A 15803-nucleotide genomic window follows, 5' to 3' on the forward strand; every position below is an offset into this window, starting at 1 on the left:
GTCCATTATGCACGGTGCCTTGCCAGCGGCAAGCACGCTGCCCCGATTCCCGCGAAGTCCCTGATCCATGAAAGCCTCCCAATTTTTCATCTCCACCCTCAAGGAAGCTCCGGCCGATGCCGAAGTGGTCAGCCACAAGCTCATGACGCGGGCCGGCCTGATCAAGAAGCTGGGCGCAGGCATCTATAACTACATGCCCATGGGGCTGCGCGTGATCCGCAAGGTCGAGGCCATCGTGCGCGAGGAAATGAACCGTGCCGGTGCCGTGGAAGTGACCATGCCCGTGGTCCAGCCTGCCGAGATGTGGGAGGAGACCGGCCGCTTCGAGAAGATGGGCCCCGAGCTGCTGCGCATCAAGGACCGCCATGGCCGTGACTTCGTGATCCAGCCCACCAGCGAAGAGGTGGTGACGGACATTGCGCGCCAGGAGCTCAAGAGCTACAAGCAGCTGCCCAAGAATTTCTACCAGATCCAGACCAAGTTCCGCGATGAGCGCCGCCCGCGCTTTGGCCTGATGCGCGGCCGCGAGTTCATCATGAAGGACGCCTATTCCTTCGACAAGGACCGCGATACCGCCCAGATCAGCTACCAGACCATGCGCGCGGCCTATAAGCGCATCTTCGATCGCTTCGGCCTGCAGTACCGTGCCGTGCGTGCCGACAGCGGCGCCATCGGCGGTGATCTGAGCGAGGAATTCCAGGTGATCGCCTCCACGGGCGAAGACGCCATCGTCTACTGCCCCAGCAGCGACTACGCCGCCAATATCGAGAAGGCCGAGGCCCTGGCGCCTGCAGGCCCCCGTCCCGCTGCAGCCCAGGCCATGGCCCGTGTGGCAACGCCGGGCAACAGCACCTGCGAATCCGTGGCCGCCCAGCTGGGCCTGCCGCTGTCGCAGACGGTGAAGTCCCTGGTGCTGGCCACCGACAAGCTCGACGACAAGGGCGAGGTGGCAGGCAGCCAGATCTGGCTGCTGCTGCTGCGCGGTGATCATGAAATGAACGAGATCAAGGTGGCCAAGGTGCCGGGCCTGGACGTGGGCTTCCGCTTTGCCACTGTGGCCGAAATCGAGGAGCACTTCGGCTGCCAGCCCGGCTACCTGGGGCCCATCGGCCTGAAGCAGCCCGTGAAGCTGGTCGTGGACCGCGAGGTGGCCGTGATGGCCGACTGGGTTTGCGGTGCGAACGAGGCCGACTTCCACATCACCGGCGTGAACTTCGGCCGTGACCTGCCCGAGCCCGATGTCGTGGCTGACCTGCGCAATGTGGTGGCCGGCGACAAGTCGCCCGATGGCGCAGGCGAGCTGGCCATTGAGCGCGGCATTGAAGTCGGCCATGTGTTCTACCTGGGCACCAAGTACTCCCAGGCCATGAACGCCACCTTCCTGGCCGAGAACGGCAAGCCCTCGCTGTTTGAAATGGGCTGCTACGGCATTGGCGTGACACGCCTGCCGGCTGCCGCCATCGAGCAGAACCATGATGAGCGCGGCATCATCTGGCCCGACGCGATTGCACCCTTCACCGTGGTGGTCTGTCCCATCGGCATGGACCGCAGCGAGCCCGTGAAGGAAGCCGCCGAGAAGCTGCATGCCGAGTTGCTGGCACTGGGCGTGGACGTGATCCTGGACGACCGCGGCGAACGCCCGGGCGCCATGTTTGCCGACTGGGAACTGATTGGCGTGCCGCACCGCGTGGTGCTGTCCGACCGGGGCCTCAAGGAAGGCCAGGTCGAGTACCAGCATCGCCGCGACACGGAAGCGACCAAGATGGCCGCTGCCGATGTGCTGGGCCATCTCAAGCAGAGGCTGGGTCTGTGAGCCAGGCCCCCGTGATAGCGCGCCGCGATTGCCTGCGCCTGGCGGCTTCGCTGGGTGCTGCGCCCTTGCTGGGCGCGGTGGCCGCGCCCGCCTGGGCCGGTGGCCAGCTGGAGGAGCCGCTGGCCGATTCGGTGCGCACTGCGCTGAGTTCCGCCGTCACGGGATCGGCGCCGCCCGAGCTGCGCTTTGCCTCCACCGAGGCCCGGCTGGACTACCTTCGCTGGCTCACGGCCAGCAGCGAGCGCCTGCGTTCGCGCAAGCCGGAGCTGGCGACGAGGCTGGAGTTCCTGCAAACCGTCTGGTACGAGTCCAAGCGTGCCGGCCTGGAAGTCTCTCTGGTGATGGGGCTGGTGCAGGTGGAGAGCGCGTTCCGCAAGTTCGCCATCTCCAGCGTGGGTGCACGCGGCTACATGCAGATCATGCCGTTCTGGATGCGGCTGATCGGCGATGGAGACATCGGCAAGCTGTTTCACATGCAGACCAATCTGCGCTTTGGCTGCGTGATCCTGCGCCACTATCTGGACCGCGAAAAAGGCGATGCCTACATGGCGCTGGGCCGCTACAACGGCAGCCGGGGACAGCCCCAGTACCCGAATGCGGTGTTCGCTGCGCAGCGCCGCTGGGAGATCGAGCCCTCGCGCTCGGCCTGAGGGGCCGCAGGCTGGCGCCTGGCGGCAGTCCTGCAGGCCTGCCTTGCTGCGTTTTCAGGACGACGTGTCCGGCGACATGCTGGACACCTTGGCCACGGCGGCGGCCGTGTCGCCTGCGTTGGGCGGGGCGGCCGGGCTGCTGCCCGACATGCGTGTGACCAGCACCTGGTCGATGCGGTAGCTGTCCACGTCCATGACCTCGAAGCGGTAGCCGCCCCATTGCACGGTGTCCGTGCGCCTGGGAATGCGCCGAAGCATGACCATGAGGAAGCCCCCCAGGGTTTCGTAGTCCTCGGAATGCGGCAACTCGTCGAGCTCCAGGGCCTGCATCACATCCTCGACCGGCGTGACGCCATCGATCAGCCAGGAGTTCTCGTCGCGGCGCAGGATCTGTTCCTCGTCGCCCGGGCTGACCAAGCCGCCCATCACCGTGCTCATCACGTCATTGAGCGTGACCACGCCGACCACCAGGCTGTATTCGTTGACGATGACGGCAAAGTCCTCATGTACCTGGCGGAACTGCTCCAGCACCTCGGCCAGCGTCAGGCGGTCCGGCACGACCAGCACCTTGTGGACCAGGGAGTCGTCCATGAGCGACAGGGGCTGGTTGTTCAGCGCGCGCTGGAACAGGTCCTTGGCATCGACATAGCCGACGATGTGGTCGATGTCGCCGTCGCAGACGGGGTAAGTGGAAAAAGGCTCCTCGGCAATGCGGACCCGGATCAGTTCATCGGGGTCGTCGCGGTGGAAGTAGGCGATGCGGTCGCGCTGCGTCATGGCCGAGCCGATGGTGCGCGAGTCAAGTTCGAACAGGTTGGCGATCACCTGCTGCTCCTTCGCGGCCAGCACGCCTGCGCGTGCGCCGGCTTCGGTCATGGCCAGGATGTCTTCGTGCGTGATGCGGTCATCGCGCACCGTGGGCAGGCCGAACAGCTTGGCAACGGCGTCGGCCAGGTGGTTGAAGCACCAGACCAGGGGCTTGAGCACGGCCATGCACCAGAGCATGGGGCGCAGCACGCGGATGGCCAGGGCCTCGGGCTCGGCCATGCTCAGGCGCTTGGGCAGCAGGTCGGCGAACAGAATGAACAGGGAGGTGACGCTGGCGAACGAGAGCAGGAAGCCCACGGTCTGCGCACGGCTGTCAGGCAGCCAGAGCATCAGCAGCTCGGCCAGATAGGGGGTCAATGCCCCTTCGCCCACCACGCCGCCCAGGATGGCGACGGCATTCAGCCCAATCTGCGTGACCGTGAAGTACTCGCCCGGCTGGGCCTGCATCTTCATGACCTGTTCGGCGCGTGGCTCCCCGTCCTCCGCCATCTGCCGAAGCCGCAGGCGCCGCGAGGCGGCCAGCGAGATCTCGGCCACGGAGAAGAAGGCACTGGTCAGTATCAGTGCGACGATCAACAGCAGACTTTGGGACAGACTCATAGGCAAGGCGGAGAAGCGGGCGCAGGCGCGGTTTTCCGGATGTGAAAGATGTGTCCATTCGACCACACATCACATGCCCCTGGCCTTGTGGCATGCCCGGGCAGTGCGCTGGCAGTCCGGCACGGGCGAAAAAAAGCCACCCAAGGGTGGCTTGATTCTGCGCAGCAGCGGGCGCAGGCGGGTGCTGCGCGCGAGTCGCAAGCCTGCGAACTCTCAGGCCTTGGGTGCCAGCAGCTGCTGCAACTCGCCGGATTCGTACATCTCCATCATGATGTCCGAGCCGCCGATGAACTCGCCCTGCACGTAGAGCTGGGGGATCGTGGGCCAGTTGCTGTAGTCCTTGATGCCCTGGCGGATTTCCTGGTCCTCCAGCACGTTGACGGTGGAGATGTCCTTGGTCTCCACGCCGCAGGCCTTGAGAATCTGGATGGCGCGGCCCGAGAAACCGCACATGGGAAAGCTGGCGCTGCCCTTCATGAACAGCAGGATGTTGTTGCTTTTGACCAGTTGGTCGATGCGTTGCTGGGTGTCGCTCATCTGTGTGGTGCTCCGGGGTCGTGGTGGGCGCCGCAGGCGCGGCGGCATGGATGGGATTATTTCACTCTCGGCGCGGACTTTGAAAGCATGCGGGATTGCTACGCCCAGGCCAGAGCTCAGGTCAGAGCTCTGGCCTGCCCTTGCCATTGCCCGCCCGTGCAGCGGGCAATGCCGCCCAGGTCGTGGCGATGCTGCACGTCGCCAAAGCCGGCATTGCGCAGCAGGGCGGCCACGGCATCGGCCTGGTCCCAGCCATGCTCGAGCAGCAGCCAGCCGCCGCTGGCCAGCAGCGCAGGCGCCTGCGCGACGATGGCGTGGATGTCGGACAGGCCATCGGCGCCGCTGGCCAGAGCCGACAGCGGCTCATGCTCCAACGCCAGCAAGTGCGGATCGCCGTCGCGGATATAGGGCGGATTGCTGACGATGAGGTTGAACGGCGCCTGGCCTGCCAGCGGCTCCAGCCAGCTGCCATGCGCAAACCGCACGCCCAGCTGCAGGTGCGTGGCATTGGCGCTGGCCACGGCCAGCGCGTCGGCACTGGCATCCACGGCCCACACGGTGGCGCCGGGGCGCTGGCTCTGCAGGGCCAGGGCAATCGCTCCGCTGCCGGTGCCCAGATCCGCCACACGGCATGCGGGGCCGCTCGGGGCCTGGGCGGGTATCAGCTCCAGCGCCCAGTCCACCAGGGTTTCGGTATCGGGGCGAGGGTCGAGCACGCGTGCGTCCACGGCCAGATCCAGCCCGTAGAACTCCTTGTGGCCCACCAGGTAGGCGACGGGCTCCCCGCGCAGTCGGCGTGTGCACAGCGCGGCATAGACGCCGGCCTGGGGCGCGGTCAGCGCGTCCCCGTCGTGGGTGAGCAGCCAGGCGCGGCCGCCGGCCTGGCGTCCGAGCACATGCAGCAGCAGCATTTGCGCATCGATGCGAGCAAGCCCCTGGGCCTGGGAGTGCTGCAGAGCCTCTTTGATGGTGGGTAGGTTGACCATGGCCCGCGCCTCAGCTGTTGACCTGCAGCTCGGCCAGCAGTTCGGCCTCGCGTGCGGCCTGCAGCGCGTCGAGCACGTCGCCCAGGTCGCCTTCCATCACGGCCAGCAGCTTGTAGATGGTGAGGTTGATGCGGTGGTCGGTGAGCCGGCCCTGGGGGAAGTTGTAGGTGCGGATGCGGTCGCTGCGGTCGCCGCTGCCGATCAGGCCCTTGCGCAGCGCGGCCTCCTTGGCCTCGCGCTCGCTGCGCTCCTTTTCCTGCAGGCGCGCCTGCAGCACCTGCAGGGCCTTGGCCTTGTTGCTGTGCTGGCTGCGGCCGTCCTGGCACTCGGCGACGATGCCCGTGGGCAGGTGGACCACGCGCACGGCCGAGTCGGTCTTGTTGATGTGCTGGCCTCCGGCGCCGCTGGCACGGAAGGTGTCGATGCGCAGGTCGGCCGGGTTGAGCGTGATGGCCTGGGTTTCGTCGGGCTCGGGCATGACGGCCACGGTGCAGGCACTGGTGTGGATGCGGCCCTGGGTCTCGGTGGCAGGCACGCGCTGCACGCGGTGGCCGCCGGATTCGAAGCGCAGGCGGCCATAGACGTCGGTGCCTTCCACGCGCAGCACCACTTCCTTGTAGCCGCCCAGCTCGCTTTCGTTGGCGCTCATGATCTCGACCTTCCAGCCCACGGCGTCGCAGTGGCGCGTGTACATGCGTGCCAGATCGCCTGCGAACAGGGCAGATTCATCGCCACCCGTGCCCGCGCGGATTTCCAGGTAGGCGTTGCGCGCGTCATCGGGGTCCTTGGGCAGGAGCAGGCGCTGCAGTTCATCTTCCAGCTGCACCAGCTCGATCTCTGCGCCGGAGATTTCCTCGCGCGCCATTTCCTCCATGTCGGGATCGTCCAGCATGTCCCTGGCAGAGGCCAGATCGGCCTCGCGCTGGCGGTAGCGTGCATAGCGGCCGGCAATGGCCGTCACATCGGCATGCTCGCGCGAGATGGCACGGTACTGCTTCATGTCGCCCATGATGTCTTCGCGCGAGAGCAGGAAGTCGAGTTCTTCAAGGCGCTGGGCGTAGCGCTCCAGTTGTTGGCGCAGAAAGTCTTGCATGGTGTGAGGCGATGGTGCGAAGGGCTGCGCGGGGCAGCGCTGCGGCGGGGGAACGAGGTGGCCGGAAGTGGGCCGAGGCGCCAGAGACCCGCGGGCGCGCGGCTCTCTGAAGGGGGCGAGCGCCGCTAGAGCGCCTTGTCGGGAGTCGTGCCGCGCGGACCGCCTGGCGCGGAGCGCAGGAACAGGCGCGAGACCGTGTCCATGGTCTGGGTGCGCTGGTCGGCGTCACCCTTGTGCAGCTCGGCCAGGGTGCCGTGCAGCATTTTCTGCGTGAGGCCGCGCGACAGGGCCTCCAGCACGGTGTCGATGTCTTCGCCCTTGGCCAGCAGCTTCTTGGCGCGCGCAATCTCCAGCGCACGCCATTCATCGGTCTGGGTGTTGAGCTGGCGGATCAGCGGCACCACACCGGCCTGCGGGCGGCGCTGGTCCAGCCAGTGCATGAAGCTTTGCACGCCGTGGTCGATGATGACTTCTGCCTGCTCGACCGCTGCCTGGCGCTGGGCCTGGCCCGTGCGCACCACGGTGGCCAGATCGTCCACGGTGTAGAGGTAGACGTCGCGCAGGTCCTTGACCTCGGATTCGATATCGCGCGGCACGGCCAGATCGACCATGAACATGGGGCGGTGCTTGCGCTTCTTGAGCGCGCTTTCCACGGCGCCCAGGCCGATGATGGGCAGGCTGGAGGCCGTGCAACTGATCACGGCATCGTATTCATGCAGATGCTCGGGCAAGTCGGCCAGCCGCATGGTGCCGGCGCCAAACTGGGCGGCCAGCTTTTCGCCGCGCTCCAGCGTGCGGTTGGCGATCATGATCTGCTTGGGGTGGCGGGCCGCGAAATGGGTGGAGACCAGCTCGATCATCTCGCCCGCGCCCACGAACAGCACGCGGATCTGGGACAGGTCTTCGAACAGCTGGCCGGCCAGCCGCACGGCGGCAGCGGCCATGCTGATGCTGTGGGCGCCGATCTCGGTGGAGCTGCGCACTTCCTTGGCCACCGCGAAGCTGCGCTGGAACAGCTGGTTCAGCGTGCTGCCCAGGGCGCCTGCGTTCTCTGCGGCGCGCACGGCATTCTTCATCTGGCCCAGGATCTGGGCCTCGCCCAGCACCATGGAATCGAGCCCGCTGGCCACGCGGAAGGCATGGCGCGCCACATGGCCGTCTTCCAGCAGATAGGAGTGCGAGCGCAGTAATTCGGACGAGATGCCGCCGCTGTTGGCCAGCCAGTGCAGCGTGTGGTCCATGGCCGGCATTTCGGCCGCGCAGTAGATCTCGGTACGGTTGCAGGTGGAGAGAATGGCGGTCTCTACCGCACTGTGCTGGCGGCCGGGGCCGGTCAGCGATTCGCGCAGGCCCTGCAGCGTGGGCACGATCTGGTCGAGCGCGAACGCGAAACGTCCCCGCATATCGAGCGGAGCCGTGTGGTGGTTGATGCCGAGTGCCCAGACTGCCATAACCCGGGATTATAAAATTTCGCGCAGTTTCAGGCATCCCTGATCACAACACCCTGGAATCGGAGCCCGCAGATGGGATGGATTGCGAGTACGAATCATTGGCTGAACTTCCTGGCGCCTGCACTTTTCCTGTCGCCGGCCCTTATGTTGTGCGCGCTTTTGATCTATGGGAAATCGCAGCAATCCATGGCCTGGTGGTCACAGGTTGCTATCAATTTCATTGTTGGTGCACTGGTGCTGCTGGCGGGGCTGTGGTGGTTCGGGCGCGATGCAAAGATGGCCACCTATGCTGCGCTGGTCGTGGTGATGGCGCTTTGCCAGTGGGTGTTTTCACGCGGCTGGCGCTGATGGCTGACAGCAAAGATTGATGCAGATCAACGGAAGAGGGCGTTTCTCCTGGCGATCAGGGGCCTGAGACTGCGGCTGGAGGCACGGCGCCCGGCGCGGCCTGCTCCAGCAGCCATTCGCGGAACTGCGCAAAGGCTTCGGAAGGTGCCCGCGTGGCGGGACGGCACAGAAAGTAGCCGCGTTCGATGTGGACGGGCGCAGGCAAGGCAAGGGCCACGCGGCCGGCGGCCAGGTCTTCCTCGACCAGGCAGCGCTGCACCAGGGCCACGCCCATGCCGGCGGCCACGGCCTGTACCAGCAGGGCCACCAGCTCGAAATCGGCTGCCGGTGCGGGGCAGGGTCCGGGCAGGTTCAGATGGGACATCCAGCGGGCCCAGTTGCCCGGATAGTTGGTGTGGAACAGCAGCGGGCGTGCTAGCACGTCCCGGGGGCTGCGGATGGGCCGCGGGCCCTGCAGTTCTCTCGGATGGCAGATGGGCACCAGATCGCGGCCCACCACATAGTCGGCCACCACGTGGGCGGGCCAGGGCTCGCTGCCCACGCGCAGCCAGCCGTCTATCTCGGCGGCCGACAGCGGATCGTCGCGCCGATAGGGCGCGAACGACAGGGCGATGCCCGGATGCAGGGCGTTGAAGTGTGGCAGGCGCGGAATCAGCCAATGGCTGAACAGCGTGGGCACCACCGACAGCCGCAGTTGCGGGCCGAAGTGGCGCCTGCGTGCGGCCGCGGATGCCGATTCGATGGCGTGTACGGCGGGCTCCACGGCCTGCAGGTATTCGCGGCCGGCTTCGGTCAGCACGCTGCCCCGGCCCTGACGCTCGAACAGCGCAAAGCCCAGGTGCTCTTCCAGCCGGGCGATGGCGCGGCTGATGCCGCCCTGGGTGACATACAGCTCCCGGGCCGCCAGCGAATAGCTGCCCAGGCGCGCGGCCGCCGCGAAGGCGTGCAGCTCGGAAAGCGAGGGGGAGTGCATGCGCATGACGGGCGCAATTATGACGGTTGGTCATGGTTGCTTGCCGTCTTGTCTCTTTTCGCGGATGCGGCGGCTGTCCAGAATCGGCGCCTGTTCCGCAGAGCCCGTGCTTTGCCGCCACCCCCAACCAAGATAGGAAACATCCCATGGCAATGCGCCGCACCCTGTTGTCCAGCCTGGCCGCCTGCGCCGCCACCGCTCTTCTGGCTCCCGCCGCTTGGGCCCAGGGCCCGGCGGCCGACTATCCCAGCCGTCCGATCCGCCTGGTCGTGCCGTTCGGAGCCGGTGGCTCCACCGACATGGTGGCGCGCCTGCTGGCCGAGAAGATGAGCGTGATCCTCGGCAAGCCCGTGGTGGTGGACAACCGCGGCGGAGCCGGCGGCTCCATCGGCGCTTCCGAAATCGCGCGTGCCGCGCCGGACGGCTACACCATCGGCATGGCCACGGTGAGCACGCACGGCTCCAACCCGGCGATCTTCCGCAAGCTGCCCTATGACCCGATCAAGGACTTCGCGCCCATCACCAATGTGATGTCGGTGCCCAGCGTATTCGTGGTCAACGCCAGCGTGCCCGCCAAGACCATGAAGGAGTTCATCGCCCTGGCCAAGGCCAACCCGGGCAAGTACAGCTTTGCCTCGCCGGGCACGGGTTCGCTGGGCCACGCCAATATCGAGAACTTCATGAACCTGGCGGGCATCGACCTGCTGCACATCCCCTACAAGGGCGCGGGCCAGGCCATCACCGACGCGCTGGGCGGCCAGGTCAACGCCATGACGGACAACCTGCCCTCCACGCTGCCCCACATCAAGGACGGCAAGCTGCGCCCGCTGGCCGTGCTGGCCTTCAAGCGCGCCGACGTGCTGCCCGACGTGCCTACGTACACCGAGCTGGGCTTTGCGCAGATGGGCGATGGCGGCTGGTTCGGCCTGGTTGCGCCGGCCGGCACGCCGCGCCCCATCATCGACAAGCTCAATGCCGCCGCGCACAAGGCCATGGCCATGCCTGACTACCTGGAAAAGCAAAAATCCATCTCGGGCGAATCCATGGGCAACACGCCCGAGGAATTCGCCAAGCAGATCAAGGCCGCCATCGAGCGCTACACGGCCGTGGCCAAGCGCGCCAACATCAAGCTCGACTGATGGACCGCATGGCACAGTCGGATTTCCTGCGCCCCCGGCCGGACACCCCGGTCGTGGTGCATCCCGCAATGGGCGAGGCGCTGCCCATCGTCTGCGACTCGCCGCACAGCGGCACCTCCTATCCCGAGGATTTCGGCCACGCCGTGCCCATGTCCCTGCTGCGCCGTGGCGAGGACACGCATGTGGCCGCGCTCTGGGACCAGTGGCCCGCGCATGGCGCGACGCTGATCGAGGCCACCTTTCCGCGCACCTACATCGACCCCAACCGCAGCGAGGCCGACCTGGACCCGGCCCAGATCGACGGCCAGTGGCCCGTGCCCCTGGCGCCCAGCGTCAAGACGCGCCAGGGCCTGGGCCTGATCTGGCAGCGCATCAGCCGCGACGGCGTGGCAACGCCGCTGTATGACCGTCCGCGCACGGTGGCCGAGGTGGAGCACCGCATCGCGCGCTACTGGCGCCCCTACCATGCGGCGCTGGCGCAGGCCATCGATGGCAGCGTGCAGCGCTTTGGCGGCGTCTGGCACCTGAACCTGCACTCCATGCCCAACGATGTCTACAAGCGCCTGGGCCGTACCGACGCGCCGCCGCTGGCCGACTTCGTGCTGGGCGACCGCGACGGCACGACCTGCGCGCCCGAGTTCATCCAGCTGGTGGGCGAGACGCTGGCGGGCTTTGGCTATAGCGTGGCCTACAACGAGCCCTACAAGGGCGTGGAGCTGATCGGGCGCATAGGCCAGCCGCACCTGGGCCGGCACAGCCTGCAGATCGAGATCCGCCGCCCGGTCTACATGGACGAGGACACGCGCGAGCCCAATGCGGGATTCGAGCCGCTGCGCGGCCATCTGCGTGAGCTGATGGCCGTGGTCGCGGCGCATGTGCGATCGGAAATGGCAAGGCGCGGCTAGGCCGGGCTGGCCGGATCACCGGGCATGGTCGGCGAGCCCGGCGTACCTGTCACCACGGGTGCCGCCACCGAAGTGGTGGCCGGTGGTGACAGGTACAGGCCTGCGCCCTTGAGCGAGGCCAGGATGCTGAACAGCACATCGCTGCGCACGCCACCCGCATTGCGCGGATTGCCGACGTAGCCGATGGCCAGGAAGGTCAGCGTGCCGTTGGCGATGCCTTCGAGCTGCACCAGGGGCTCGGGCGTGTCCAGAATGCCTTCATGCGCGCGAAAGGCTTCCAGGATCAGGGTGCGCATGCGCTCGGCATCGGTGTCCAGCGGTGCGGGAAGGCGCAGCAGCACCCGCCCGGGCGCGCCGGCCAGCGTCATGTTGCGCACGGTCTTGGTGATGAATTCCGAGTTGGGCACGATGACGGTGGAGCGGTCGCCAAGCTGGATCTCGGTCGCGCGCACGTTGACGCGGCGCACGTCGCCCTCGGTATCGCCCAGCACCACCCAGTCGCCCACCTTGACGGGCCGCTCGGCCAGCAGGATCAGGCCCGAGATGAAGTTCTGCACGATGGCCTGCAGGCCAAAGCCAATGCCCACCGACAGCGCACTGGCCACCCAGGCGATGCGCTCCACGCTGATGCCCAGCCCCGCCAGCGCCACGGCCACCACGAAGATGCCGCCCACATAGCCCAGCAGCGTGGTGATGGAGCTGCGCATGCCAGGCTCCAGCGAGGTGTTGGGGAAGTAGCGGTCCGTCAGCCAGCGCTTGATCACGCGGATCACGATCAGGCCCGTGACGATCACCGCAAACGCGGTGAACAGGGCCTGGGGCGCCATGGTGAAGTCGCCCACCTTGAGGCTGTGATTGACCGTGCTGCCACGGCGGAACACCTCGTCGGGCCCCGTGCCCAGCGGGGCCAGCAGGGCGATCACCATGTAGAACAACAGGGCCACGCGCAGCAGGCCCGAGACCAGGACCGAGGCCTGGTCCAGCAGCCGGCCCTCGATGCCCAGGCTCTGGTTCAGCCGGGTGCCGAAGCTGCCCTTGGACGACAGCAGGGCCTCGCACAGATCGTCGCCCAGCTGGAACAGCAGGTAGGTGGTGGCAAAGACCACACCGGTCCACACCATCTGGCGCGCCAGCGTTCCCGCCAGCGCCACGTAGCCGGTCACGGCCAGCGCAATGGTGGCAATGCTGGCCACCGCCGCACAGGCCACCAGCAGCCCCACCCACAAGGGCCGGGGCGGCGCAGGCTCTGCCGGGACGCCGTCTTCCTGTGCCATCGGCGCCGGCGCGCGCAGATGCCGCAGGGCCAGCATGACCACGGCCGAAATCAGCAGGGCCGACAGGGCGTGCACCGTGACCTCGGCGGCCAGGCTGGCGCCGATGATGGCGTTGACCTCGGTCACCAGGCCGTTGATCGCGGCACCTGCCGCAAGCCACCAGGGGTAGGGGCTGAGCCGCTCGGCCAGCTCGTCCGACACGCCGGGCAGGCGCCATGAGCTGCGCTTGCGCGACAGCAGGGTCTGGCCCAGCGACACCACGAAGGCGCCGAACAGCGTGACCTGCACGCTGGCCTTGGCCAGCGCGTCCAGCGATTCGCTGAAGCCATCGCCGGCCTTGAGCACGCTCCAGGCCAACTGCGCCGCCAGGCCGATCAGCAGCGTGTTGATCACCACCGTGGCTGCCGCGCGCAGCGAGCGGCGCAGGCGGCCGCTGGGCAGGCGTGCGGGCGCGGCGCGCACCAGCAGGCGCTCGGCCAGCCAGGGGCCGAGCAGGGCGATCAGCAAGGCAGCGGCCAGGCTGGCGATAAAGCCGCCCCGGCGATCGGAGGCCAAGGTGGAGCTCACCGATTGGCGCAGCTCGCGCCCCAGCCCCTGCAGGCGCGCCGCGTCCAGGGGCGCGGCGGTGCTCAGATTGCGCCAGAAGGGGCGGCCCAGCGGTGAATCGGTGCGGGCCGTCAGCGCGGCCTGGAATTGTTCGCGGCGCTGGCGTATCAGCTCGTTGCCGCGCTGGTCGGCATCGACCGACACCAGCCGCGCGAGTTTGAGTTCGGAATCCACGGCACTGCGTTGCTTGGCCAGGCTGGCGCGCTGCTCGGCCACATCGGGCGCATCGGCGGGGGCGCCTTTTTCGGGCGCCGGTCCCAGGCCGGCCAGGCGCGAATCGATATCGGCCAGTTCCTCGGTGCGGCGGGCCGCCACCTGGTCGGCTGCCGTGCCAATGGCTGCAGCCTCGTCCAGCAGCTTGCGGCCGTCATCGTCCTCGGCCAGCTTGCGGGGAATGGCGTCCAGCTGCTTGCGCAGATCGTCTACGCTGGGAAGGGCGGGCCGGCCGTCTTCTGCGGTCGCGCCCGCGGCTGTGGCGCCGTCCTGGGCCTGGGCCGGGCCGGGTGCAGACAGGAGCAGCATCGCCAGAGCCATCAGCCAGATGGCCAGGCATGGGCGAAGGGCCTGTGCCCACGTGGGGCGCTGCGGAAGAGGGCTGCAGGGCGGTGTCATGGACGCACATTGTGCGGCGGGCCGCTGCAGCGGTTGTTTCCAAAGGTCCGGCCCCGCCAGCCGGCAGCCGTCTCAGCGCGATGCGGGACTGAACATATCGACACGGTCGGTGATGACGCCGTCCGTGCCCAGGTCGATCAGGCGCTGTGCGGCCCATTCGTCGTTGACCGTGTAGCTGCTGCAGCGCAGGCCCGCGCCATGCACCTTGGCGACCAGGGCTGCATCCCACAGCGCGTGGTTGAGCACCATGGCTGCGCAGCCCAATTCCAGCGCGGTGCGCAGGTCGGCGTCGCCCGTGGCGTCTGCCAGCCTGTCCACCAGCAGGCCGCGCGGAATGTGGGGCGCCGTGTCGCGTGCGCCCTTGAGGGCATCGGTCTTGAACGAGGTGAACAGCGGCGGGACCCGGTCCTGGGGCCAGATGCGGTTCATCAGCTCGCCCGTGGCGCGGCCCGTGGCCTCTTCCTGGCCCGGCGTGGGCTTGATCTCCACGTTCAGGAAAAAGTGGTTGGCCAGGCACCAGCGCGCCAGGGCTTCCAGCGTGGGCAGGGCCTCGCCCGCATATGCGCGCGAGTGCCAGCTGCCGGCGTCGAGCTGGGCGATCTCGCCCATGGACAGGTCGCCACCCGTGCCGTGGCCGTTGGTGGTGCGCTCCAGCGTGGCGTCGTGCATCAGGAACAGCACGCCGTCGGCAGACAGCTTGGCATCGCACTCGAACATGCGATAGCCGTGCGCGGCGCCCAGGCGGAAAGCGGCCATGGTGTTTTCGGGCGCCAGCTTGCCGGCGCCACGGTGGGCCACCCACAGGGGGTAGGGCCAGGATTTCAGGTTCTCGGTCATGGCGAGTCCGTCAAAAGAAGGGAGCTTGGATGGAAAAAGAGAGCCTCTGGGGCTCTCTTGGAAAAGGTCGGAGAGCCGGCCTTCAGGGGATCAGATCCGCTTGCCGCTTTCTGCGTCGAACCAGTGCAGGCGACGCTCTTCGGAAGGACGCACGCGCATGGTCTCGCCGGACTTGGGGAAGGGCGCGCCTTCGTCGATGCGTACCGTCATCGTCTCGCCATTGAGCGAACCATAGACCAGGCGCTCGGCGCCCAGCATTTCCACGGTGTCCACCTTGATTTCCCAGCCGCCTTCGTTGACGACGACCAGGTGCTCGGGGCGGATGCCCAGGATGCGGCCGGTCGTGCCGCCGGGCGCGTTCTTGAGCAGGTTCATCGGGGGCGAGCCGATGAAGCTGGCCACGAAGGTGGAGGCAGGCGTGTGGTAGACCTCTTCGGGCGTGCCGAACTGCTCCATCACGCCGCCGTTCATGACGATCATGCGCTGGGCCAGGGTCATGGCCTCGACCTGGTCGTGGGTCACGAACAGGCTGGTGATGCCCAGCTCGGCGTGCAGCTTCTGGATCTCGATGCGGGTCTGGCCGCGCAGCTTGGCGTCCAGGTTGGACAGCGGCTCGTCGAACAGGAAGACCTTGGGCTGGCGCACGATGGCACGGCCCATGGCCACGCGCTGGCGCTGGCCGCCCGACAGCTGGCGCGGCTTGCGGTCCAGCAGGTGCGACAGCTCCAGGATCTTGGCGGCCTTGTCCACGCGGCGCTTGATCTCCTCGGGCGGCACCTTGGCGATCTTCAGGCCGTAGGCCATGTTCTCGTAGTTCGACATATGCGGGTACAGCGCATAGTTCTGGAACACCATGGCGATGTCGCGCTTGGCCGGTTCCACGTCGTTGACGACCTTGTCGCCGATCAGCAGCTGGCCGTCGGAGATCTCTTCCAGGCCCGCCACCATGCGCAGCAGGGTGGACTTGCCGCAGCCCGAAGGGCCGACGATGACGACGAACTCGCCGTCCTGGATTTCGGCGTTGACGCCGTGCAGTACCTGGTTGGCCGACGGGCCGTGGCCGTAGCGCTTGATCAGGTTGCGAAAGGAAATGGATGCCATACGAAGATTCTGGTTGAGTCGCAGAGCGAAGGGCGCTGGCGCTTGCTCTG

General features: G+C 67.4%; 14 protein-coding genes. 5 read left to right on the forward strand and 9 right to left on the reverse strand.

What is annotated here, in order from left to right; genetic code table 11:
- Positions 1-67: 67 nt before the first annotated feature.
- Both PO605_RS14220 and PO605_RS14225 read left to right on the forward strand, forming a co-directional pair.
- Entirely contained in the window at positions 68-1813 is a 1746-nt protein-coding gene (locus PO605_RS14220) for a proline--tRNA ligase (protein ID WP_047471337.1), read from the forward strand.
- The gene (locus PO605_RS14225) at positions 1810-2463 is read left to right on the forward strand and encodes a lytic transglycosylase domain-containing protein (RefSeq protein WP_016451028.1); all 654 of its coding nucleotides are present in this window, start codon (positions 1810-1812) and stop codon (positions 2461-2463) included. The genes PO605_RS14220 and PO605_RS14225 overlap by 4 nt, the downstream gene beginning before the upstream one ends.
- Before the next feature lie 54 nt (positions 2464-2517).
- Here PO605_RS14225 and PO605_RS14230 read toward each other — a convergent pair whose 3' ends face one another.
- The 5 genes from PO605_RS14230 to hemA form a co-directional block, all read right to left on the reverse strand.
- A complete protein-coding gene (locus PO605_RS14230; protein WP_047471338.1) occupies positions 2518-3891 on the reverse strand; it encodes a hemolysin family protein in 1374 nt (457 codons plus the stop codon).
- A gap of 213 nt (positions 3892-4104) precedes the next feature.
- Entirely contained in the window at positions 4105-4428 is a 324-nt protein-coding gene (gene grxD / locus PO605_RS14235) for a Grx4 family monothiol glutaredoxin (RefSeq protein ID WP_012207276.1), read from the reverse strand.
- 116 nt (positions 4429-4544) lie between these two features.
- Positions 4545-5414 carry a peptide chain release factor N(5)-glutamine methyltransferase gene (gene prmC / locus PO605_RS14240; RefSeq protein ID WP_047471340.1) on the reverse strand — a complete coding sequence of 290 codons (870 nt, stop codon included), beginning with the start codon at positions 5412-5414 and terminating at the stop codon, positions 4545-4547.
- A gap of 10 nt (positions 5415-5424) precedes the next feature.
- Entirely contained in the window at positions 5425-6507 is a 1083-nt protein-coding gene (gene prfA, locus PO605_RS14245) for a peptide chain release factor 1 (RefSeq protein WP_016445657.1), read from the reverse strand.
- 125 nt (positions 6508-6632) lie between these two features.
- Positions 6633-7958, reverse strand: a complete 1326-nt coding sequence (hemA, locus tag PO605_RS14250) for a glutamyl-tRNA reductase (RefSeq protein WP_017405531.1) — start codon at positions 7956-7958, stop codon at positions 6633-6635.
- A 72-nt stretch (positions 7959-8030) separates the two neighbouring features.
- On the opposite strand from hemA, the gene PO605_RS14255 reads away from it, so the two are divergent.
- On the forward strand, positions 8031-8306 hold the full coding sequence (locus PO605_RS14255) for a hypothetical protein (protein ID WP_016445659.1): 276 nt from the start codon (positions 8031-8033) through the stop codon (positions 8304-8306).
- A gap of 55 nt (positions 8307-8361) precedes the next feature.
- Here PO605_RS14255 and PO605_RS14260 read toward each other — a convergent pair whose 3' ends face one another.
- A complete protein-coding gene (locus tag PO605_RS14260) occupies positions 8362-9285 on the reverse strand; it encodes a LysR substrate-binding domain-containing protein (protein WP_047471343.1) in 924 nt (307 codons plus the stop codon).
- Positions 9286-9425: 140 nt separating this feature from the next.
- Between PO605_RS14260 and PO605_RS14265 the strand changes: the two genes are divergently transcribed.
- Together PO605_RS14265 and PO605_RS14270 are read left to right on the forward strand one after the other, a co-directional pair.
- Complete coding sequence (locus tag PO605_RS14265) at positions 9426-10418, forward strand: tripartite tricarboxylate transporter substrate binding protein BugE (RefSeq protein WP_047471346.1); 993 nt, start codon at positions 9426-9428, stop codon at positions 10416-10418.
- Entirely contained in the window at positions 10418-11323 is a 906-nt protein-coding gene (locus tag PO605_RS14270; RefSeq protein ID WP_016445662.1) for an N-formylglutamate amidohydrolase, read from the forward strand. Before PO605_RS14265 ends, PO605_RS14270 begins: the two co-directional genes overlap by 1 nt.
- On the opposite strand, the gene PO605_RS14275 is transcribed toward PO605_RS14270, so the two are convergent.
- The 3 genes from PO605_RS14275 to ugpC all read right to left on the reverse strand — a co-directional run bounded on the left by PO605_RS14275 (position 11320) and on the right by ugpC (position 15753).
- A complete protein-coding gene (locus PO605_RS14275) occupies positions 11320-13737 on the reverse strand; it encodes a DUF3772 domain-containing protein (protein WP_272206563.1) in 2418 nt (805 codons plus the stop codon). The genes PO605_RS14270 and PO605_RS14275 overlap by 4 nt on opposite strands.
- A gap of 150 nt (positions 13738-13887) precedes the next feature.
- Positions 13888-14652: a glycerophosphodiester phosphodiesterase gene (ugpQ, locus tag PO605_RS14280; protein WP_016445664.1), complete on the reverse strand. Its 765-nt coding sequence runs from the start codon at positions 14650-14652 to the stop codon at positions 13888-13890.
- A 90-nt stretch (positions 14653-14742) separates the two neighbouring features.
- Positions 14743-15753 (reverse strand): sn-glycerol-3-phosphate ABC transporter ATP-binding protein UgpC, encoded by a 1011-nt coding sequence (ugpC, locus tag PO605_RS14285; RefSeq protein ID WP_034364052.1) that lies wholly within the window; start codon positions 15751-15753, stop codon positions 14743-14745.
- Positions 15754-15803 lie beyond the last annotated feature (50 nt).

This window comes from Delftia sp. DT-2, assembly GCF_028401915.1.
Classification (GTDB): Bacteria; Pseudomonadota; Gammaproteobacteria; order Burkholderiales; family Burkholderiaceae_C; genus Comamonas; species Comamonas tsuruhatensis.

Bases quoted from the DNA above. Each gene is read 5' to 3' on its own strand.
- PO605_RS14230 (WP_047471338.1), bottom strand. From the start codon at position 3,891: ATGAGTCTGTCCCAAAGTCTGCTGTTGATCGTCGCACTGATACTGACC.
- PO605_RS14220 (WP_047471337.1), top strand. From the start codon at position 68: ATGAAAGCCTCCCAATTTTTCATCTCCACCCTCAAGGAAGCTCCGGCC.
- prmC (WP_047471340.1), bottom strand. From the start codon at position 5,414: ATGGTCAACCTACCCACCATCAAAGAGGCTCTGCAGCACTCCCAGGCC.
- PO605_RS14275 (WP_272206563.1), bottom strand. From the start codon at position 13,737: ATGGCTCTGGCGATGCTGCTCCTGTCTGCACCCGGCCCGGCCCAGGCC.
- prfA (WP_016445657.1), bottom strand. From the start codon at position 6,507: ATGCAAGACTTTCTGCGCCAACAACTGGAGCGCTACGCCCAGCGCCTT.
- PO605_RS14270 (WP_016445662.1), top strand. From the start codon at position 10,418: ATGGACCGCATGGCACAGTCGGATTTCCTGCGCCCCCGGCCGGACACC.
- PO605_RS14265 (WP_047471346.1), top strand. From the start codon at position 9,426: ATGGCAATGCGCCGCACCCTGTTGTCCAGCCTGGCCGCCTGCGCCGCC.
- PO605_RS14260 (WP_047471343.1), bottom strand. From the start codon at position 9,285: ATGCGCATGCACTCCCCCTCGCTTTCCGAGCTGCACGCCTTCGCGGCG.
- PO605_RS14255 (WP_016445659.1), top strand. From the start codon at position 8,031: ATGGGATGGATTGCGAGTACGAATCATTGGCTGAACTTCCTGGCGCCT.
- hemA (WP_017405531.1), bottom strand. From the start codon at position 7,958: ATGGCAGTCTGGGCACTCGGCATCAACCACCACACGGCTCCGCTCGAT.
- ugpC (WP_034364052.1), bottom strand. From the start codon at position 15,753: ATGGCATCCATTTCCTTTCGCAACCTGATCAAGCGCTACGGCCACGGC.
- grxD (WP_012207276.1), bottom strand. From the start codon at position 4,428: ATGAGCGACACCCAGCAACGCATCGACCAACTGGTCAAAAGCAACAAC.
- ugpQ (WP_016445664.1), bottom strand. From the start codon at position 14,652: ATGACCGAGAACCTGAAATCCTGGCCCTACCCCCTGTGGGTGGCCCAC.